The 20,658-nt window shown below is 68.3% G+C and carries 18 protein-coding genes; 10 read left to right on the top strand and 8 right to left on the bottom strand.

The genetic code is table 11. The features are described from left to right. Positions 1-80 precede the first annotated feature (80 nt). The 3 genes from DI269_RS06570 to DI269_RS06560 are packed head-to-tail and all read left to right on the top strand — an operon-like array spanning position 81 to position 4,453. Positions 81-1,064, top strand: coding sequence for an ABC transporter permease (locus DI269_RS06570; protein WP_112134301.1), 984 nt, complete (start codon positions 81-83; stop codon positions 1,062-1,064). Further along, complete coding sequence (locus tag DI269_RS06565) at positions 1,061-2,014, top strand: carbohydrate ABC transporter permease (protein WP_112134300.1); 954 nt, start codon at positions 1,061-1,063, stop codon at positions 2,012-2,014. Before DI269_RS06570 ends, DI269_RS06565 begins: the two co-directional genes overlap by 4 nt. 60 nt (positions 2,015-2,074) lie before the next feature. Beyond that, the gene (locus DI269_RS06560) at positions 2,075-4,453 is read left to right on the top strand and encodes a sialidase family protein (protein WP_112134299.1); all 2,379 of its coding nucleotides are present in this window, start codon (positions 2,075-2,077) and stop codon (positions 4,451-4,453) included. A 54-nt stretch (positions 4,454-4,507) separates the two neighbouring features. Here DI269_RS06560 and DI269_RS26835 read toward each other — a convergent pair whose 3' ends face one another. Then, entirely contained in the window at positions 4,508-5,329 is an 822-nt protein-coding gene (locus DI269_RS26835; protein WP_198667212.1) for a helix-turn-helix domain-containing protein, read from the bottom strand. A 109-nt stretch (positions 5,330-5,438) separates the two neighbouring features. Here DI269_RS26835 and DI269_RS06545 point away from each other — a divergent pair, with 109 nt between their 5' ends. Then, positions 5,439-6,641 (top strand): Gfo/Idh/MocA family protein, encoded by a 1,203-nt coding sequence (locus tag DI269_RS06545; RefSeq protein ID WP_198667211.1) that lies wholly within the window; start codon positions 5,439-5,441, stop codon positions 6,639-6,641. 86 nt (positions 6,642-6,727) lie between these two features. Here the strand turns inward: DI269_RS06545 and DI269_RS06540 are convergent, their stop codons facing one another. Continuing rightward, a complete protein-coding gene (locus tag DI269_RS06540; protein ID WP_112134297.1) occupies positions 6,728-8,785 on the bottom strand; it encodes a cellulase family glycosylhydrolase in 2,058 nt (685 codons plus the stop codon). 407 nt (positions 8,786-9,192) lie between these two features. Between DI269_RS06540 and DI269_RS06535 the strand changes: the two genes are divergently transcribed. Next, positions 9,193-9,456: a glycoside hydrolase family 12 protein gene (locus tag DI269_RS06535; RefSeq protein WP_112134296.1), complete on the top strand. Its 264-nt coding sequence runs from the start codon at positions 9,193-9,195 to the stop codon at positions 9,454-9,456. Positions 9,457-9,504: 48 nt separating this feature from the next. Then, a complete protein-coding gene (locus DI269_RS06530) occupies positions 9,505-10,251 on the top strand; it encodes a glycoside hydrolase family 12 protein (RefSeq protein WP_157974795.1) in 747 nt (248 codons plus the stop codon). Between the two features lie 276 nt (positions 10,252-10,527). Here the strand turns inward: DI269_RS06530 and DI269_RS06525 are convergent, their stop codons facing one another. From DI269_RS06525 to DI269_RS06515, 4 genes are all read right to left on the bottom strand, one after another. Then, on the bottom strand, positions 10,528-11,997 hold the full coding sequence (locus DI269_RS06525) for a non-reducing end alpha-L-arabinofuranosidase family hydrolase (protein WP_408612272.1): 1,470 nt from the start codon (positions 11,995-11,997) through the stop codon (positions 10,528-10,530). A gap of 409 nt (positions 11,998-12,406) precedes the next feature. After that, positions 12,407-13,507, bottom strand: coding sequence for an RICIN domain-containing protein (locus DI269_RS06520; RefSeq protein ID WP_112134293.1), 1,101 nt, complete (start codon positions 13,505-13,507; stop codon positions 12,407-12,409). 283 nt (positions 13,508-13,790) lie between these two features. Beyond that, positions 13,791-13,955, bottom strand: a complete 165-nt coding sequence (locus tag DI269_RS26830; RefSeq protein ID WP_157974794.1) for a hypothetical protein — start codon at positions 13,953-13,955, stop codon at positions 13,791-13,793. Between the two features lie 24 nt (positions 13,956-13,979). Continuing rightward, positions 13,980-15,251, bottom strand: a complete 1,272-nt coding sequence (locus DI269_RS06515) for an ROK family protein (protein ID WP_198667210.1) — start codon at positions 15,249-15,251, stop codon at positions 13,980-13,982. A gap of 195 nt (positions 15,252-15,446) precedes the next feature. Between DI269_RS06515 and DI269_RS06510 the strand changes: the two genes are divergently transcribed. Next, the gene (locus DI269_RS06510) at positions 15,447-16,949 is read left to right on the top strand and encodes a cellulase family glycosylhydrolase (protein ID WP_112134291.1); all 1,503 of its coding nucleotides are present in this window, start codon (positions 15,447-15,449) and stop codon (positions 16,947-16,949) included. Positions 16,950-17,430: 481 nt separating this feature from the next. Here DI269_RS06510 and DI269_RS06505 read toward each other — a convergent pair whose 3' ends face one another. Continuing rightward, the gene (locus tag DI269_RS06505; protein WP_112134290.1) at positions 17,431-18,078 is read right to left on the bottom strand and encodes an NAD(P)-dependent oxidoreductase; all 648 of its coding nucleotides are present in this window, start codon (positions 18,076-18,078) and stop codon (positions 17,431-17,433) included. Between the two features lies 1 nt (position 18,079). After that, positions 18,080-18,916 (bottom strand): winged helix-turn-helix transcriptional regulator, encoded by an 837-nt coding sequence (locus DI269_RS26825; RefSeq protein ID WP_157974793.1) that lies wholly within the window; start codon positions 18,914-18,916, stop codon positions 18,080-18,082. 52 nt (positions 18,917-18,968) lie between these two features. Between DI269_RS26825 and DI269_RS06495 the strand changes: the two genes are divergently transcribed. The 3 genes from DI269_RS06495 to DI269_RS06490 are packed head-to-tail and all read left to right on the top strand — an operon-like array spanning position 18,969 to position 20,653. Then, entirely contained in the window at positions 18,969-19,718 is a 750-nt protein-coding gene (locus tag DI269_RS06495; protein ID WP_112134289.1) for an SDR family oxidoreductase, read from the top strand. A gap of 4 nt (positions 19,719-19,722) precedes the next feature. Continuing rightward, on the top strand, positions 19,723-19,866 hold the full coding sequence (locus DI269_RS26820; RefSeq protein WP_157974792.1) for a hypothetical protein: 144 nt from the start codon (positions 19,723-19,725) through the stop codon (positions 19,864-19,866). 52 nt (positions 19,867-19,918) lie between these two features. Next, the gene (locus tag DI269_RS06490) at positions 19,919-20,653 is read left to right on the top strand and encodes an SDR family NAD(P)-dependent oxidoreductase (RefSeq protein ID WP_112134288.1); all 735 of its coding nucleotides are present in this window, start codon (positions 19,919-19,921) and stop codon (positions 20,651-20,653) included. The last annotated feature ends 5 nt before the right edge of the window (positions 20,654-20,658 follow it).

Below are 20,658 nucleotides of genomic sequence, written 5' to 3'. Positions count from 1 at the left end.
CCGGCCGGGCGGCCGCCGACACGAACCGCCCGGCCGCACCCCGCCTCCACACAGGACCTACACGACTGGAATCTCAAGCGATGGCAACACTCCAGAGCACGGCACCACCGGACGCGGACCGGTCCCCCGCCCGCCCGGTCGTCAGGCGCAAGCGGACCGTACTCCAGCGGCTGCGCCACGACTGGCCGCTGCTGCTGCTGGCCCTCCCGGTGGTCGCCCACCTCTCGGTGTTCCACTACTGGCCCACGGCCTGGAACATCATCGCATTTCTCGACTACAGCCCGTACCGGCCCTTCTGGGAGAACCCGTTCGTCGGCTTCGCCTGGTTCGAACGACTCTTCAACGACCCGTACTTCACCCCGGCCCTGCTGAACACGCTGAAGTTCGCCGCGCTCAACCTGCTGTGCATGTTCCCCCTGTCGATCGCACTCGCACTCGCCATGAACAGCATCATCTCCGTCAGGGTCCGGTCCGCGTTCCAGTCCATCGTGTACCTGCCGCACTTCTTCTCGTGGGTGCTCGTAGTGACCGTGTTCGTGCAGGTCCTCGGCGCGGACGGCCTCGTCTCCAACTGGATCATGGACGGCGGCGGCGAGCGGCTCGACATCACTTCCAACCCCGAGACCTTCACGTTCCTGGTGTGGATGCAGTGGGCGTGGAAGGACGCCGGCTGGGGCATGATCATCTTCCTCGCGGCACTGTCCTCGATCAACCCCAGCCTCTATGAAGCAGCGGCCTCCGACGGCGCGAACCGCTGGAGGCGCATGTGGCACATCACCCTCCCCGGCATCCGGCCGGTCATCATCCTGCTGCTGATCCTCCAGATCGGCGGCATCCTCTCCGTCGGCTTCGAGCAGTACCAGCTGCAGCGCCAGGCCGTCGGATACCAGGCCACGGAAGTGCTCGACACGTACGTGTACTACCAGTCGATCGTCGGCAGCCAGGGCGAGTCGTTCGGCACCGCGGCGGGCCTGTTCAAGGGCGTCATCGGCCTGATCCTGATCCTCATCGCCAACAACATCGCCCACCGCCTCGGAGAGCAAGGGATCTACCAGAAATCATGACCGCCACCGAGATCACGCCCCGAAGCGGCAGTGCCTTCCGCAAGAGCGCCCGGCCCATGTGGGACGAGGAGCCGTCCCTCGCCGGCAAGCTGTTCAAAGCCCTGTTCCTGGTCTGCTACGGCGCGGCCATCGTCCTGCCGCTGTGGGCCGTCCTCGCCACCAGCCTCGCGAGCGAGGAGGCGCTGACGCGCGCCGGGGGCAACCTGCTGCTCGTGCCCACCGAGGTGAGCCTCCAGGCCTACCGGGAGATCTTCTCCGGCGGCGCGCTCACCGACTCGCTGCTGCTGACCACCGCCCTCACACTCGGCGGCACCGCGATCAGCATGGCGTTCACCATCTGCGGCGCGTACGCGCTCTCGCGCACCGGCTCGCTCCTGCACCGCCCGATCCTGTGGTTCATCCTGCTGACGTTCCTGTTCGGACCCGGCATGTACCCCAGCTTCCTGGTGGTGCAGCAGCTCGGGCTCTTCAACTCGTACTGGTCGCTCATCCTGCCCGGGGCGGTGGGCACCTTCAACATCATCATCCTGCGCGCGTTCTTCATGAACTCGATCCCCGGCGAACTCATCGACGCCGCCAAGATGGACGGCGCCGGCGAGTTCCGCACCCTCTTCCGGATCGTGCTGCCGATGTCGAAGGCCATCCTCGCCGTCATCGCCCTGTTCTACGCCGTCGGCTACTGGAACATGTACTTCGGGGCGGTGCTCTACACCCCGGGGCTGGAGACCCAGCCGATCCAGGTCGTGCTCCAGCGCATGCTCATGTCCACACAAGGACTCCCCGAGGGCGCGCAGGCCGCCGCCCAGTACCAGGCCCAAGGCGAAGCCGCCCCGACCGCCGCGCTCAAGATGGCCGTCGTCGTCTGCACCATCATCCCGATCGTGATCATGTACCCCTTCATCCAGAAGCACTTCACCAAAGCCGTCATCACCGGCGCCGTGAAGGGCTGAACCCGCGGTCCTCCACCCGGACCCACGACCTCTCGCAACCAGTACGAAAAGGAGAACACCATGCGACGACGCACGTTCACCGCATCGGTCGGCGCGGCCGCGGCGGGGGCCGCGATCACCGTCGGCACCCTGCCGGCCTGGGCCGCCAACGACACCGACTCGAAGCAGAACGACGTCTACACCTGGAAGAACGCCGCGATCAACGGCGGCGGCTTCGTCCCCGGCATCGTCTTCAACGAGACCGAGGTCGATCTCATCTACGCCCGCACCGACATCGGCGGCTGCTACCGCTGGCAGGAGGACTCCCGCACCTGGAAGCCGCTCCTGGACTGGGTCGGGCGCGACAAGTGGGGCTACTCCGGTGTCGTCTCGATTGCCACCGACCCCGTCGACACCGACCGCGTCTACGCCGCCGTCGGCACTTACACGATCGACTGGGACCCCAACAACGGCGCGATCCTGTACTCCGACGACAAGGGCGAGACCTGGGGCATCGCCGAGCTCCCGTTCAAGCAGGGCGGCAACATGCCCGGCCGCGGCATGGGCGAACGCCTCGTCGTGAACCCGGCCGACAACGCCGAGCTCTACCTCGGCACGCCCAGCGGCAACGGCCTTTGGCGCTCAAGGGATCACGGCCGCACCTGGGCGAAGGTCGAGAACTTCCCCAACCCCGGGAACTTCGTCATCGACCCGAACAACCCCACCCAGGCCGACAACCAGGGCGTGATCTGGATCGACTTCGACCAGATCGGCGGCAAGGTCTATGTGGGCGTCGCCGACCCGGCCGACCCGCTGTACGTCTCCGCAGACGGCGGGGCCTCCTGGCAGGCCGTCCCCGGGGCCGTCGAAGCCCTCGGCTCCGCCGACGGGAACCGCACCTTCCCCCAGCAGTCCGCTGTGGACAACACGAACGGGTACCTGTACGTCGTCACCGGTTACGACCCCGGCCCCTACAACGGCGCGCCCGCCTCGGGCGACGGCGGCCGCATCCAGCGCCTGGAGACCCAGACCGGCGAATGGACCGACGTCACGCCGACCTACAACCCGCGCGGTGTGATCCCCGGTTTCGGCGGGATCACCGTCGACCGCCAGAACCCCGGCACTCTGATGACGGCCACGCGCAACAACTGGTGGCCCGACGAGATCCTCTACCGCTCCACCGACTCCGGCGCGACCTGGTCGCTCAGCTGGGACTACGCCGAGGGCCAGGACCGCCACGACCGGTTCGACATGGACAGCTCCGGAAGCCCGTGGCTGTCATGGAACGGCGAGGACCAGGGCCCGGCGTACGCCGTGAAGCACGGGTGGATGATCGACGCCCTCGCCATCGACCCGCACGACTCGGGCCGCGTCATGTGGGGCACCGGCGCGACCGTCTGGGGCACCGAGGAACTGACGCAGTGGGACTCGCAGGGAGAGCTCATCGGCGAGAACGAGGCCGGCCAGCGCGTCGCGCTGCCGGTCGAGAAGTTCACCGTCGGCGTCCGCGCCGAGGGCGTGGAGGAGTGCGCGACCCTCGACCTCGCCGCGCTCGGCGGGACGCTCGTCTCCGCCGTCGGCGACGTCGGCGGGTTCGTCCACACCGACCTCGACCGGGCCGAGCCGATGATCGACACCGGCTGGTCCACCGGCACCAGTGTGGACTTCGCGCAGTCGAACCCGGACATCGTCGTCGGCACCGGCAACGTGCACGGCAACGAGAAGGGCCACGTCGGCGTCTCCACCGACCGCGGGCAGACCTGGAAGAACGCCGCGCCCGTCGAAGGCGTCCCCGGCGACGGCCACGGCGGCACCGTCGCGGTGAGCGCCGACGGGTCCAGGATCTTCTGGACTCCGGGCGAATCCGAGGTCACGCCGGTGTACAGCACCGATCTGGGCGAGACGTGGACCCCGGTCCAGGGCCTCCCCGCGGGGGCGAAGATCCGGGCCGACCGCGTCAAGGCCTCGGTCCTGTACGCGTTCTCGGGCGGCGTGTTCTACCGCAGCACCGACGGGGGCGCGACGTTCGCCGACACGGGGGCCGCAGGCCTGCCCGCCGGAGGGGTCGACGTCTTCCGCGCCGTCCCCGGCAAGAAGAACCACGTCTGGCTCGCCGGGCGCGGCGACGACGAGGAAGGCATCCCGGGCGGCATGTGGCAGTCCAAGGACGGCGGCACCACCTGGAAGCGCATCACCAAGTTCGAGACGGCGGAGTCGGTCGGCTTCGGCAAGGCCGCCAAGCGAAACGGCTACCCGGCGATCTACACGTCCGCGCTGATCGGCGGCAAGGCCGCCATCTACCGCTCGACCGACGGCGGCTCCAAGTGGGTCCGCATCAACGACGACGAGCACCAGTGGGCGTACTCGGGGTCGGCGATCACCGGCGACCCGCAGATCTACGGCCGCGTCTACCTCACGACCAACGGCCGCGGCATCATCTACGGCGACATCGCCGGCTGACGGGCGGAAGCCGCCCTCGCGGAGGCGGGGGCGGCTTCGGGACCCCCGGCCCGGTTACCGGTGCTGGCGGCGGTAGGCGGCGGGCGGGACGCCGCATCCGGTCTTGAACGCGGAGTAGAAGCGGCTGACCGAGCTGAAGCCCGACTCGGCGGCGACGTCCGCGATGGGCAGGTCGGTGGTGATGAGCAGCCGGCGGCCCTCGGCGAGGCGGCACCCGGCGAGGTAGTCCCCGATCGTCGCGTGCGCGACCTTGCGGAAGTGCGCCATCGCGTAATTGGGGTGGAGGTTCGCCGCGGCGGCGACGTCGGCCACCGTCAGCGGTTCCCGGAAGTGCTCGGCGATGTGCCGCACCATCGCGACGACGTGGCGCAGCGCCGGGTCGCCCCCGCTGTAGGGGCGGACCGGCCCGCCCGGCGCGTCGAGCGCGAGGCGGCGCACGCGCGCCTCGACTTCGAGGAGCATGATCCGGCGGCGCTCCGGTCGGGCACTGGACAGGTCGGCGGCCCACTGGGTGAAGTTCGCGGAGTCCGCGTCCATCACGGCCGCGGGCGGGGCGATGAGCGGCGTCCCCGACAGCAGGCGGCCGACCAGCGCGCTCGGCAGGTTCCAGCCGAGGAACGTCGCGAACGGCACGTGGACCCAGTGCGCCCGCGTCGCGGAGTTCGCGACGAGCTGGTGGGGCACGGCCGCCCAGAAGGCGGCCACGGAGCCCGGCCCGATCTCGACGGGCTCGCCGCCGAAGAGGTAGAGCATCGTGCCGCCCTCGGCGACGAAGTTGATCTCCAGGTCGTCGTGCTGATGGGCTTTGTCCATGAGGACGGGCCGCCCGGCCCAGCCGATCAGCGCCGAGGGCTGGACCGCGATCTGAGTATCCAAGAAACACTCGCTCGTATCGATGAAGACTTCTCGGATCAAAACTAATACGTTCATGGCGGCGTTCGGCACCGGCCGTTCGGCCACCGTCCTACGACCAAGGAGTCCTCCCGTGTTCGCTATCGGCATCGTCGGGTCCGGCCAGTTCGCCGGCGCTTTCGCGAAACTGTTCAACGCCCACCCCGGCGTCTCCCGCGTCACGGCCACCGACCTGATCGCCGACCGGGCCGCGACGCTCGTCAGGGAACTCGACCTGGCGGGGGTGGAGGACGACTTCGACGCGATGCTCGCCTCCGACGTGGACGCCGTCGCGATCTTCACGCAGCGGTGGACGCACGCCCCGCTCGTCGTCAAGGCGCTGCACGCGGGCAAGCACGTCTACTGCGCGGTGCCGATGGCGTTCACCGTGGACGAGATCGGCGAGATCATCGACGCGGTCAAGGAGACCGGCCTGACCTACATGATGGGCGAGACCAGCCAGTACCACCCGGCCACAGTGTACGCCCGCCAGAAGGCCGCCGAAGGCGGGTTCGGTCGCCTCTTCTACGCCGAAGGCGACTACCTGCACGACATGGACCACGGCTTCTACGCCGCGTACCAGTACAGCGGTGGCGCCGACTGGAAGCGGACCGCGAGCTTCCCGCCCATGAAGTACCCCACGCACGCCGTCGGCGGCGTCCTCGGCGCCTGGAACACCCACGCGGTGAGCGTGAGCGCGATCGGCGTGCCCGACCAGCTCGGCGACGGCGTGTTCGACAAGGCCGTGAGCATGTTCGACAACGACTTCTCCAACGCCACCGCGCTCTTCGAGACCGCCGACGGGGGCAGCTTCCGCACCAACGAGTTCCGCCGCATCGGCCTGGCCCACTGGATCCCCGAGTCCCGGTTCGTCTTCTACGGCACCGAGGGCATCCTCGAGCAGGGCTCCCGCGCCTCCTTCTGGCACGAGAAGTCCGAGGACCTGCAGGACGTCACCGAACTGCTCAAGCCCGGCTGGGCGACCGGCGCCGACGACCCGGTGCTCGCCAACGTCGACCCCGCGCTGCACGAATCGTTCATCTCCGGGCATGCGCCCGTCCACGACACCTCCGCGCTCCCGACCGAGTTCAAGGGGCTCGGCAACGGCCACATGGGAAGCCACCAGCTCCTCGTGAACGACTTCGTGACCGCCGTGAACGAGCAGACCCTGCCGACCGTCAACGCCTGGGTGGCGGCGCGGTACACCCTCCCGGGCCTCATGGCCCACGAGTCCGCGCTGCGCGGCGGCGAACGACTCCGGATCGACGATTTCGGAGACGCGCCGCAGCGTGGGTAGATCCGGTTCCTGATCTGCTTGAGAGCCCTCGGGAGACGACGGCCGGGCCGGAGCGACTGCTCCGGCCCGGCCGTGTTCAGACGCTCCTAAGAGGCCGTTCCGGTCACCGTGGTGCCGTTCTTGGTGACCGTGTAGTCGACCGAGTCGCCGCCCCAGAAGTGGTACGTGATCGTGACGGGCTCGCCGTCCCTGATCGCGTTCACGAACGAGCTCGGCACGGTGATGGTGCCGCCGCTGTAGTTCGGCAGCCAGCTCACGTTCGACTCCTGGAACGGCGTCCAGGAAGCCGGGCCCGCGTTGGAGCCGTCGGCGTAGTGGGCCTCCATCTGCTCGATGTGGTCGCCCTTGAACTGGGTCGGGATGACCAGCGAACCCGTCCCGGTCGCGTCCGAGAGCACGGCCTGATCGAAGGAGATGACGTTGATGCGCCACGGGATGCCCGCGGAGAAGCGGGCCTCGATGGTCGCGTTCGTTCCGTAGGCGCGGTCCCCGGCGAGCCGGGTGAGCGCCGCGGCCTTGACGGTGAGCGTGTCGCCCGAGACCGTGTAATCGGTCCCCTCGGCCAGCTGCGTGCCCCCGTGCCACAGGCCCTCGAAATCGAGGCCGTTGCGGTGCAGCGTCTGCGACACGTCGCCGATGGTCCCGGCCTTCTCCAGGTAGATCCGGTCGAACGAGGTGGAGCCCGAGCGGGTGGTCCAGCTGGAGGCGATGCGGTCGGCGAGGTACGCGTCGCGCCATTGGAGGGTGCCCCGGTTGAGGAACTGGCCGGCGTCCCAGATCATCGTCGTCAGCTGCTGCTCGCGGGCCTGGAACTGCATGTCCTCGAAGAACTTCAGCATCTCGCCGTACTCGACCACCTCGGGACCGGTGTGGCCGTAGTTCAGGATCGCCCACTCCCCCACGATGACCGGGATGCCGTTCGCCGTGAAGGCGTCGTGCGTCCGCTGGAAGGCGCCCGCCAGGTCCGCCTGGGACACTTCCTCGTAGGTCGGGTAGCCCGCGACGTTCACCGAGAACGGCCAGAACCCGTAGTAGTGGATCGTCGCGCCGACCATGTCGTCGTCCAGGCGCTCGATCATGGCCCTGACCGGGTCCAGGCGCTCCTGCGCGGCGTTGGTGTTCAGCGTCGGCAGGATCAGCAGCCGGTCGGCGTTGCCCCCGCCGGTGCCGCGGACCACGTCGTAGAAGGCCTGGTTGAGCTCTTCGTTGTACGGGTCGCCCGCGTCGTTCTCGGCGCCTGCGAACTGCGGCTCGTTGTTGCTCTCGAAGGACAGCCCCGCCGGGTAGTCCTCGAACCGCTCGGCGATCTGCGTCCACATCGCCTCGAACTTGGCCATCACGTTGTCGTGGTCGTTCGGCAGCTCGTCGAGCCACATCCACGAGTCGTGGTGGAGGTTCAGCATGACCTGGAGGTCGTTCTCCAGCGCCCAGTCGACGACCTGCGCGACACGCTCCATCCGCTCGGGGGCGATCGTGTAGTCCGGGCCCGGGCCGGTGAACTCGTCCCACGTGACGGGCAGGCGGATCGAGTTGTACCCCTCGGCCTTGTACGTCTGGAGCAGTTCCTCGGTGATCATCGGGTTGCCCCAGGCGGTCTCGCCGCCCAGCGCGTCGAGCGTGTTCCCGATGTTCACACCCGGCTCCATGGCGGCGACCTGCTCAGTGGCGTTGTCCCACTCCGAGGGTCCGCCAGTGGGCGTCTCGGTCGGCTCCCCGACGGTGCCGTCGCAGAGGCGGCCGTTGAGGCGGAACCCGGTCGGATCGGTGTTCTCGCCGGACCACGATCCGGTGAAGCCGAACGAGGTCGAAGCGCCGGTGGCGATCTTCTTGTTGTAGCCCAGGCTCTCGGCCGTGGCGGTCTCGCCCGAGCCGGTGTGCCTCGCGTTCCACATGCCGGTGACGCGCTGGCCGTCGGGCCAGGGCCATTCGAGGCTCCAGCCGTCGACCGGCTCGCCGAGGTTGGTGACCTCCACGTCGGCGATGAAGCCGCCCGGCCACTGGCCGGTGACCTCGTAGTCGACCTCGCAGCCTTGGGCCGCTTGGGCACTGACCGCCCCGAGGAGACTGGTGGTCAGCAAGGCGACGGCAGAGGCGACGATCACGCCGAGGCGCAACCGTCTCCCATGCGCGGTAGTGGGACTCATCTCGAAACTCCTTTGTCGGAGGGGTGGGAATCCGTCAGGGCGTGGGGATCGGAGTCGGTGCCAGGCGGCGATGACGACCAATACATCGAGAGATGTGGATTCTCAACACTGCTGCCAGCACGGTACGCAGCCATCACCACGTTTGTCAACCTACGGAACTAAGCACCTCCCGACAGTCGGTCGCCGCACACCGCCTCCGAGGCTGGGCAAACACCAGGGCGCCAAGGCAATGCGACCATTGCACACCCGTCAGCACAGCCTCGCGCCACGACACCGCGCTCGGCGATTTTTCCCGGTCTCGGGCGGTATAGACATCGACTTTGTTCCATGATTTAATCAAGATACATATCGACATTCGTACATTTACGAATGCCGTCGACCGGTGTCGAATCCCCTGGGAAAGGCGTGTGCCTCATGCAACGCAGGCCGCTCCTCACCGCAGCACTGGCCGCACCGCTGGCCACCGCCGGCGCCGTCGGCGCCCCGCCGGAGCCCAGTCCATCTGGGCGAATTCGTACTCCAACTGGGGCGTCTGGGCCGACCACCCCAACACCGGAGGGGTCAAGTCCTACCCGCACGTCAACTACCGGCTCGGGCGCGACGTGTTCGAGATCACCTCCTCCACCGGAGGCCGCAACTTCAACTGCAACAGCTACTCGCTGTGGACATAGCAGACCCGCCGGGCCCGTGACCGGCCCCGCACAGGAAGGAAAGTTCAGATGAAATCTGTGACCAGCAGGGCCCTCGGCCAACTGGCCCTGATCGTCCTCGCAATCGCCGGGCTCCTGGGCATCGCGACGCCGGCGCAGGCCGAGGTCTACTCCTCCTGCGATCGGTGGAGCAGCTACACCCAGAGCCCCGCAACGATCTACAACAACATCTGGGGCGAGAACGCCGGGCCGCAGTGCCTGCACGTCAACAGCATCAAGTCCTGGTACGTCGACTCGACCCAGTCGGGCGGCGGGATCAAGTCCTACCCGAACACCTCGGTCAGGCCCCAGATCCCGCTGTCGCAGCTGAACGCGGCGGGCTTCTGGTACGACACCTCCTCAGCCCCGGTCGCCGGCGGGGACTGGTGGAACTGGACGAGCGACCTCTGGTCGACCGGCAACCAGGACGAGATCATGGTCTTCACCGACTGGTCCGGGCAGACGGCAGGCGGCTGGGGCACCCAGATCGCCTCCAACGTGACGATCGGCGGCGTCCTCTACGCGTCGGTCTGGCAGGCCGACCCCGGCTGGAACGTCCTGCAGTTCATCCCGGCCACGAAGCGGAACACCGGCACCGTCGACGCCTCGGCGGTCTGGAGGTGGGCCGCGGACAACGGCCGCCTGCGCAACACCACCTTCGACACCATGCAGTTCGGCCTCGAGATCACCTCGACCAACGGCGTGTCGAAACGGTACTCCCTGAACGCCTACAGCGCCTGGTGGAGCAACACCTCCGGCGGCGGCGGGAGCATCTGACCGCGGCGGGCCCGGAGTGCACTCAGATGAGGGACCGACGAGCCCGGCCTGAGAGCGCGTCTCAGCCGGCGGTTCGATCCGGCGGCAAGTGATGGCTACCGGCCGCACGGCCGGTAGCCGTCCTTGCGTGCTCACCGCTCGCGCGGACCGGTCTTCTCATCCCTCGGGTGGAACTGGCGAGAGGAGGACGGCGGGAGTCCGATCCGGGCGGGCTCGGTCTCGCACCGAGCCCGCCCGCTTGCTCGGGAACACCCGAGCCGGACCTGCGTCGTGCCGCTAGCGCTGCAGGGTCAGCAGACCCGGCCGGTAGGGCAGGAGGCCGTAGTCCATGCCGTCAGAGCTGGGGTCGCGTCCCTGGTAGAGGAACTGCAGGTTGCAGGGGTCGATGGTCTTGGTCTGGTCGGGGTTGGTGCGCACCAGGTCGCCGTGGCTGATGTCGTTGGTCCACGTGGCGCCGCTATTGGCCTTGCCGGCGAACGGGTTGCCCTCGGTGGCGGCCTGCGGTGTCCACGTGCCGTTCAGGCTGGTGGCCGTGAACGAGCGGAAGAACCGGCCCTGGTTGCCCATGGCCTCGACGATCATGAGGTACTGGTTCTGGCCCTGGACCTTGTAGACCTCGACCGCCTCGAACAGGTTCGCCTTCGTGTCGCTCATGACGAGCTCGTAGTCCGTGCCGAAGCTGCTCGGGAAGTCCCCGAGGGGCATGCTGGACCGGTAGATCTGGCCTTCGTCGTTGGCGAAGAACAAGTACATGTTCTGGTCATCGGCGATGAGGGTCTGGTCGATGGGGTTGTTCACGGGAAGCTCCCCGTTGAAGAGCTCCTGGTGCGGGCCCCAGCTGTTGGGGTCGGCGGGGTTGGTCGACGTGCGGTAGGAGAACTTGTACGGCCAGCCCCACTGGTAGGCGATCACCCAGACGTTCTTCGGGGCGAAGTGGATCAGCGTCGGGGCCACCGGGTTGAAGCTCGTCACCATGTTCTGGCCGGCCGAGGCCATGTCGGACCAGTTGGTGAACGGACTGAAGACCACCGAGTTCCAGGCGTCTCCCGCGTCGTGCGTCGTCCCGTAGACGAGGTACTGGCCGTTGTAACGGACGGCGGTGAAGTCCTTGAGCGCGACCTGCCCGTTCCTCGGCTGCGCCAGAGGGCCCGTCGATGTCCAGCGGTACGTCGACGGAAGAGCGCAGGCGCCGCTGCCGCCGTCGACGCGAGCGAGCTGCCATTGCTGGTTGCTGCCGCCCCAGTCGCTGTACTGCACGACGGCGGCACCGTCGCCGGTCGCCGCGCCCTGGACCTCGACCGCCTTACCGCTGTTGCGATTGATCAGACGCACATAGCCGCTATCGGAGTCGGCCAACCGGAACTGCTGATTGGCGCCATTGTGGTCGGCCCACTGGTGGACCGCGGCACCGTCGGCGGTCGACCAGCCCGACACGTCCAGCACCTTCCCCGAGTGCCGCGCCCTGATCCGGAAGTACCCGCCCCCGGCATCCACGAACTGGAACTGCTGGTTGTAGGCGTTCGTGCGGGTCCACTGGTGGAGCTGGGCCCCGTCGGCAGTGGACACACCGCTCACGTCCAGAACCTTCCCACTGCCGCGATTCACCAGCACATACCAGGCGGATGTGTCGACCGTGGCGGCTGCAGCCGAGCCGGTGAACGGGTTGAGGACGGTCGCGGCGGCGGCCCCGGCGAGCACGCCGGCTCCGCCGATGAGCATCCGCCTGCGGCTCTTGGGGGTTTCCATCCAGGCCATGGTGGCCTCCTTAGTCGAGTTCGTCGGGTCGTGGAGATGCGGAGCGGGACAGGATCGAGCAGTCGGGTGCGGCGGATGTCATCGGATGATTCTCAGCGGACGCGGGTACAGGGAATACCTGTTATCGCTCACATATCGCAACCTAGGCCGGAAACATCTGATGGATTCTCCGGCGATTCGAACTATAGAGAGATCTCGATGTGTAGTCAACGGCTCGATGGAAGTTTGTTGGTGCACCTAGCGTTAAACTGCCGCGTCGGGTCTCGGCTTCACGGTCGTTTCCCGAAGGCCTGCAACCGATCTCCGACCGCGGCAGGAGACGGACAAGGCGGTGGCGAAGCCGAACATTGGTCGGTCCCCTGAGCACCCGGCTCAGGGGACATCCGCAACGTCGCCGTGGCTACCGTCTGGCCCATTGCTGGTTGGCCTGTCCGCCGCCGCAGGCCCAGAGCTTGATCTTCGTGCCGTTGCCGGTGCCCCAGCCCGAGGCGTCCAGGCACAGGCCGGACTGCACCCCGGTGATGGTGCCGTCGGCGTTGACGTTCCACTGCTGGTTGGCTTGTCCGTTGCAGTCCCAGATCACCACCGCGGTGCCGTTGGCGGTGCCCCGACCGTAGGCGTCCAGGCACTTGTCGCCGTACACCATGAGCTGCTTGCCGGCGGTGTAGGTCCACTGCTGGTGGGAGCCGCCCCAGCAGTCCCACAGCTGCACGTCGGTGCCGTTGGCGGTGCCGAGCCCGGTGGCCTCAAGGCAGCGACCGGACTGGGCGCCCACGATCTCGGTGCCGTCCGCCGCGCCGATGCTGCCGGGTACCGATTGCAGCGCGGAGTACCAGACCGCGGCCATCTTGTCGTATCCGGCGGAGGTCGGGTGGACGCCGTCGTCCAGGTCGGCGGTGGTCAGGGCGCTGTGCATGTCGACCATGTGCACGTTCTTGCCGGCGTTCACCTTGCTCTGCACGATGCCGGGGATCGTCGCGTTGAAGCTGTTCACCGCCGCGTCCCCCTCGCTCCACCCGAGCGGAGTGATCTGCGCGACGAACACCTCGGCGTTCGGTGCGGTCGTGGTGATGCGGTCGATCAGCGCGGACAGCCGGTTCGGGGCGCCGGAGACGTCGTAGTTCTGCAGGATGTCGTTGGTGCCGATGTGCAGCAGCACGGTCTGCGGCTGGTAGGTGTTCAGCCAGCCGACGACGTTCGCGTCGATCTGGTCGATACGCCAGCCGGGGTGGCCCTCGTGATCGTGGTCGCCGAGACCTGCCGGCCCGTTGAACTGCGACCCGACGAAGTCCGTGGTGTACCCGCCGTTGACGAGGCGCTGCCACAGGCCGATCCGGTATCCGCCCGGCGTGGCCGTGCCCTCGGTGATGGAGTCACCCAGCGGCATGACCCGAACCCCGCCGTTCGACTCCGCGGAGGCGGTATCGATCGGCGTCGCCACCATGCCCACCATGAGACCGAGCGCCACGATCGGCCCGAGCCACCTTGCTCTTGTTCGCATCTCTTGTTCCTTGAATTCGTAGGATCATTTCCGCTTCTGGTGGCCGTAAGGATCCAGCCTCGGTCTCGCACCAAGCCCGCCCACCGCCTCAAGAAAACCCAAGCCGGAACTGCGTCATGCCGCCGGCACCGCAGAATCAGCGGACCCGGCCGATAAGACAGTTATCGCTCACATGCCGCGACCCGACCCCGAAACATCTGATGATTTTCCGGACAACTCGAACTATAGAGAGATTTCTATGTATAGTCAATGACTCGACCGAGGTTTGTTGGTACACCTACCGTTAACCGACGGGCGGCGCTTTGACCGCCTTGGGCTTCGATAAGAACATCACGATCATGTACCCGCCGTACAGCATCCACATCAGGACTGGAAGCGCGGTCAGCACGCCGAGCGGGTCGGAGGCCATGTCGGCGGCATCGGCCTCCGCCGCCGGGCCGGGGCTCAAGGAATCTGCGCCCCGTCCTCGGGGCTAATCACCCGCAACCGCGACCGCCGGTCGGGCATGGCCGCCGGCACCCCTCCCCTCCTCGGTCCGAGTCCGGCCGTGGGTCAGCTCGCTTTGCAGCACGAGGGCCGCTGCGCCGATCGCTGCTGCGTCGGGGCCGTTGACCGAAGGCGTCACCCGCACCGGGTGCGTCCGCCAGCTGACGGTGCGGCGGTCCACTTCCTCCTGGATCACGGTCGGGTAGATAGAGCCCGCCGCCGCGAAGCTCGGACCGGCCAGGACGATCGCGTCCACATCGAAGAGGATGGTCATGGTGACGGCGGCGGCACCGAGGTAGCGGGCCGACCGCTCGATGAGGCCACGGGCGGCCTGGTCACCGGCGTCGGCGGCGGCCGCGATCCGCGCGAACCCGGTGAGGAAGTCGGCGGAGTCGGGGTCGGGCACCAGGCGCTCGGCCAGCGCGGGCGTGGCCGCGGCCTGCCGGACCAGGGCTGAGGGGCCGGCGTAGTTCTCCAGGCAGCCGACGTTGCCGCACGGGCACTGGTCGCCGTTGACGTCGATCGACATATGGCCGAGCTCTACGCTGTTGGAGGAGCTGCCTCGGTACACCTCGCCGGCGACCACGATTCCGCCGCCGATCCCGCTGGCCATGTAGATGCAGCCGTAGGTGCTTCGTGGGTCGACCGCGCCCATCCAGTATTCGCCGATCGCGGCGGCCGCGGCGTCGTTGTCGAGCAGCACGGGCAGGCCGAGGTGCTGCGCGAGTCGCTCCGCGACCGGGTATTCGAGCCATGGCGCGGAGGGCTGCGGGCTCAACAGCACCCCCGCGCGGCGGTCCTGCGGGCCGTAGCTGACCAGCCCGACTCCCAGCACTCGGTCGCGGTCGACGGCAGCCGTGGCCAGCAGGGCGTCGACCTGCGAGGCGATCATCGGCAGTGCCTGCTCCGGCGGCATCGACGCCACACCCTGGAACGAAGTTCGGGCCACCGGCCGGCCGGCCAAGTCGACGACGACGATGACGCAGGCGTTGCGCTCCATCTGGACTCCGACGCTGTAGCGGGCCCGGGGGTCGAGCTGCACCAGCGTGCGCGGCTTGCCGCCGGTCGGCGCACCTCGGCCGGCCTCGACCACCAATCCGTCGTCGATGAGCTCCCGCACGAGCTCGGAGATCGTGGCGCCGGCAAGACCCGTCGCTGCAGCGAGCTCCACCCGGCTGATCGTGCGGGCCGCACGGATGGCGTCCAGGATCAGACCCCTGGTCGTCGATTTGTTCGTCCACGTCGGGCTGAGCGCCACGTGTGCCTCCTGCGCTGTACGTTGTCGGGCCGCCTTGCTTACCCGCCTGCTTGCCCTGTCGCTCATTTCGCCCGATCGGCTGCTCGTTGAGCACTAAGCATAGATCTATATGAATGCTTGACTTTCTTCGGGTGCCTAACTAAGGTGAGAACGGAAGCGCTCCCATCCATTCCTCACGAGAATCAAGGAGCTGAAATGCGACATCGTCAGACACTGTTGGTCGCCGGCGCCGTCGGCGCACTGGTACTGGGCGGCTTGGCAACGGCGACCCTTCCCGCATCGGCGGCCACCTCGGGCTGCGCGGTCACCTACACCGTGCAGAGCGAGTGGCCGGGCGGGTTCCACGCCAACGTGAACGTCACCAACCTCGGCGATGCGATGTCCGGCTGGACATTGACCTTCGACTTCCCGAACGCCGGCCAGAAGGTCACCCAGGGATGGAGCGCCGGCTGGACCCAGTCGGGCGCCGGCGTCTCCGCCACCAGCATGAGCTGGAACGGGTCGCTGGCCACCGGCGCCTCCACCTCGATCGGGTTCGTCGGCGCATGGCGCGACGCCAACCCCGAGCCCGCGTCCTTCGCGCTCAACGGCACGCCCTGCACCGGCTCGACGACCCCCACCGGAGGCCCGACCACCACCCCCAGCGAGGACCCGACCACCACCCCGCCGGACGGTCCGGCGCCGCAGCTCAGCGTCTCCGGCAACCAGATCGTCACCGAGGACGGCGAGCCGTACCGGCTGCTGGGCGTGGACCGGTCCTCCGCCGAGTTCGCGTGCGTGCAGGGCAAGGGCCTGTTCGACTCCGGCCCGGTCGACCAGGCGTCCGTCGACGCCATGAAGTCCTGGAACATCCACGCCGTGCGGCTCCCGCTCAACGAGGAGTGCTGGCTCGGCCTCAACGGCTCACCCAGCGGCGCCGCCTACCAGGAAGGCGTCAAGGACTACGTCGATCTCCTGGTCGCCAACGGCCTCAACGTCATCCTCGACCTGCACTGGACCTGGGGCGCCTACACCACAGGACCGGACTGGCATTGCACCGATGTGCACGCCACCTGCCAGAAGCCGATGCCCGACGCGCAGTACGCCCCGCAGTTCTGGGCCGGCGTCGCCGACACCTTCAAGGGCAACGACGCCGTCGTCTTCGACCTGTTCAACGAACCGTACCCGGATATGGCCAGCAACTGGGACAAGACGTTGGGCTGGCAGTGCCTGCGCGACGGCGGCACCTGCGCCGGCATCGGGTACGAGGTCGCCGGCATGCAGGACCTCGTCGACGCGGTCCGCGACACCGGTGCCACGAACATCCTCATGGTCAGCGGGCTTGAGTGGACCAACGACATGCGGGAATGGCTGGCCTACATGCCGGAGGACCCGCTGGACAACATCGCCGCGTCCTGGCATTCCTACAGCTTCAACCGGTGCGTGACCGAGTCCTGTTGGGACGGTGAAATCGCCCCGCTGATGCAGGAGGTACCGGTCGTGCTCGGCGAGTTCGGCCAGGACGACTGCGGGTTCGACTACATGCAGGAGCTGGTCGACTGGGCCGACGCGAATGGTCTGGGCTACCTGGCCTGGACCTGGAACCCGTGGGGCTGCACCAGCGGCGCGGTCCTCATCAAGGACTGGTCCGGCACACCGGAGCCAGGCGTCGGCGAAGGCTACCGCAGCCACCTGCTCACGCAGAGCCCCTACCTGTAAACGCTCAGGCCGTGCTTACAGACTGAGACAGTCTCCTGTTGAGTTCCGTTGTGCCACAACGGAACTCAACAGGAGACTTCCATATCGAACCAATCGCGGCGCGGGGATCCGACCGAGCATCCACCTTGCCCACCCGGTCCGAACTCGCCTGCAACTACGGTGTCGACATCAGCACCATCAAGCGCATCCTCCGCCAAGCCCGGAGCGGCGAGCCGGGCGACACGTTGATCCGAAAGCCACGAGTTCGAATCCCCCTACCTCCACAAACGGACATACAGGATATGAGGGATCATCGCATAGATGGTCCCTTGTTTCTTGTCCCACGGGGCACGTCAAGGTATATGCGGCTCGATTCTTACCCGCTGGGCCTACTGCGATCGTGCAAGCCCGCCGACGGGCTCGCCGGGCCCTCGTGCCCGACGAGTCTGGTGGCGATGTGGGACGGGGACTCGTCGCCCCCGCCCCATGGCGTTGTCCTCGCTCAGTAGGCGATGGTGGGCAGGGCCTTGTGCCAGTCCTCGCCGTCCACTTGATCGAGGAGGAACGCGGCGAGGTCGGCGCGGGCGATGCGCCATCCGCCCTTGGGGTTGCGGCCGTCCTCGACCCGGTACTCTCCGCGGGCGGGGGCGTCGGTGAGGTAGGCGGGGCGCACGATCGTCCAGTCCAGGCCGCTGGCGCGCACCGTCGACTCCATGACCCGCATGTCCTTGTAGAGGTCGTCCAGGAACAGCGGGATCGCGAGCCGGTACCACAGGGGCAGGCCGCGGTCGGCCGGGTTCACCCCGCCCGAGGAGGTGCACACGAACCGGTGCACCCCTGCGGCTTCGAGTGCCTCGACGATGGCGGCGGTGCCTTCGGAGTAGATGCGGCCGTGCTGCTTCGGGGTGCCGCCGATGACGGAGAGAGCCGCGTCGTGGCCGGTGAGGGCCGAGCGGAGGGCCTGCCGGTCGCGCACGTCGACCCGCTTGACCGTGAGGCCGTCGCGGCCGGGACCGAAGGGGTCGGAACGCGAGACGGCGGTGACCGCGTAGCCGCGTTCGAGGGCCTGGTCGACCAGGAGGCGGCCGGTGCTGCCGCTGGCGCCGAGAATGACGAGCCGGGTCGGACCGCCGGAGGGAGTGTTCCTCATATTATTTCATTTCTGTAGTAGTTTCGAAGCTGGCGAGGATCTTGTCGGTCAGGCGGCGCAGCTGGGCCTGCTCGGCCTCGGTGAGGGCGCCGTACAGATGGTCGTGGAGGATGCCGGTGTAGACGGGTTGGATTGCGGCGGCGACCGCTTTTCCGGCCTCGGTGAGGGTGACGGTCCACGAGCGCTGGTCGGTCGGGTCGGCGGTGCGCAGCGCCCAGCCGGATTCCTCGAAGTGGGCGACCATGCCGCTCACGCGACTGGATTTGAGGCCGGTCGCGGCCGCGAGGTCGCCCACCCGCATCCGGCATTCGGGGGCGAGCCGCAGTCGCGCGAGCGCTTCGGCGTAGACCCCGGGGACGGCGGCGACCGTCTTGGCCTGCCGGTCGAGGGCGTCCTGAAGGCGGCGGGCGGCCAGGTCCAGCGACTCCCACACCGCACGGTCGGCCGGGTGCTTGCCGGCACCGGCCTGTTCGACGAAGTCCTCGCGAGTCGGGGGCGGTTCGGGGGAACCGGCCCAGATCCGCAGTTCGGCCATGGCCGGGCCGAGTCCGCGCCCGTGCTCGGTGAGGCGGTAGACGACCTCGCGCGGTCCTCGCTCGTCGCGTTCGACCAGCCCGGCCTCGGTCAGCTCGGCGAGGCGTTGGGAGAGCACCCGCTTGGACAGCTGCGGGAGGGCCTCGATGATCGCCGAGAATCGGGCGGGAGACGCGAGCAGCAGGTCGATGATCAGGCCGTTCCAGCGCTTGCCCAGCAGTGCGAACACCGCCTCGGCGTAGGTGCAGTCACCCGACGGGCACCCAGTGGCCTCCGCCACGGAAATAAGTTCTCGGTCCGACATGTTGACCCCCTTGTTAGGTTATAAATAGTAACCCATTGGAGGAAGGTCGATCATGAACACGCCACAGCTTGCGGGAGCCACCGCGCTCGTCGCCGGAGGCACCGGGAACGTCGGGTACTTCGCCGTGGACGCGCTGCTGCGCGCCGGCGCCGAGGTCCTCGTGCCCTCCCGCGACCCGGCCAAGATCGAGCGGCTGCGCTCACGACTGGCCCCGGACCTGGAGTCGCGGCTGCTGGGACTGCGAGGGGACATCGGCACCGCCGCCGGGGCCCGCGAGATCGCCGCCCAGGTGCGCGACGCCGGCGGGCTCGACGCCGTCGTCTCGACCGTGACGTCCTGGCACCAGGGCCCGCCGGTCCTGGCCGCCGGGTTCGACGCGTTCCGCTCGGTGATCGAAGCGGCCCTGTACCCGCACTTCACCGCCGCCGAAGCCCTCGTGCCGCTGCTGCGCCCGGGCGGGGCCTACACCACGGTGAACGGTCCGGCCGGGTTCGTGGACCAGGTCGGTGCCCAGGTCGGTCCCATCGCCGCCGCCACGGCGGCGCAGAACCGGCTCGTCCTGGCCATCGCAGACGAGACGGGCGGGGACCCGCGCGTCAACGAACTCGTCATGTGGGCGTACATGGGGCCGAACGGCACCCGGCCCGGGTCGCCGCTGCGCGGTGAAGCGGTCGGCGACGTCCTGGCCTGGCTCTCCTCGCCCGCCGCCAAGGACGTCCACGGCGCCACGGTCCATCTGCGCCAGCCCGACCAGGCCCAGCGCATCCTCGACGGCCAAGCGCGCCAAGGGGACCTGGGGTAGGGCCGTGACCGTGCTCTACGAGCTCGCGGGCGGGGCCGAGGCGTTCATCGACGTCTTCACCCAGTACCTCGGCCCGACCAGCCGCAACACCGCACAGGTCTCGCATCTGGACGCGGCACGGGCCGACGCCCTGCTCGGACCGCGCTGAAACCGCACGACCGATCACACGCAACGAACACGAACAACGAGGGAGCACCATCATGGACAACGCACGCACCGGCTCGATGGCAGGACGCGTCGCCGTCGTGCCCGGCGGGACCGGCTCGGTCGGCGAAGGCATCGTCCGGGCCTTCCTGAGCGCGGGAGCCGACGTCGTCGTGCCCAGCCGCAGCCAGGCCAAGCTCGACGAGCTCTCCGAGCTCATCGGGCCCGAACTCGCCGAGCGCCTCCACGGCGTCACCGGCGCCTACGGGACCTTCGCCGAGGCCGAGCAGCTCGCCGAGACCGTCAAGGAGCGCTTCGGCCGCATCGACCACGTCGTGCCCGCCGTCGGCGGCTGGTGGATGGGCCAGACCCTGTGGCAGACGAGCGAAGACGCCTGGCAGCGCTTCTTCCTGGACGTCACGACCGCCCACACGGCCGTCGCACGCGCCTTCGTCCCCAGGCTTGAGGCCGAGGGCTCCTACAGCATGATCTCCGGGTTCTCGGCGCAGAAGCCGTATGCGGGGGCGGGCATCGTCAGCATGAGCGGCGCGGCCCTGCTCATGATGCGTGAAGTCCTCAGCGCCGAACTGCAAGGCCAGCGCCGCGTCAACGACCTCATCCTGGGTCCGGTCATCACCCGCACCCGACCGGGCGGCCAGCCCGACTGGCTGACGGCCGACCAGGTCGGCGAAGCGGCCGTCCTCGTCGCGGCCAACCCGGCGGTCGCCGACGAGCACCTCGTCCTCGACACCGTCGCCAACCTCGACCGACTCCGCAAACGCAACCAGTAAGGGAC

It is taken from the genome of Glycomyces dulcitolivorans (genome assembly GCF_003265355.1).
In the GTDB taxonomy this organism is placed as follows: Bacteria; Actinomycetota; Actinomycetes; order Mycobacteriales; family Micromonosporaceae; genus Glycomyces; species Glycomyces dulcitolivorans.
Note: the sequence above shows the minus strand (reverse complement) of the source record. Positions and strands in the feature narration are given on the sequence as shown.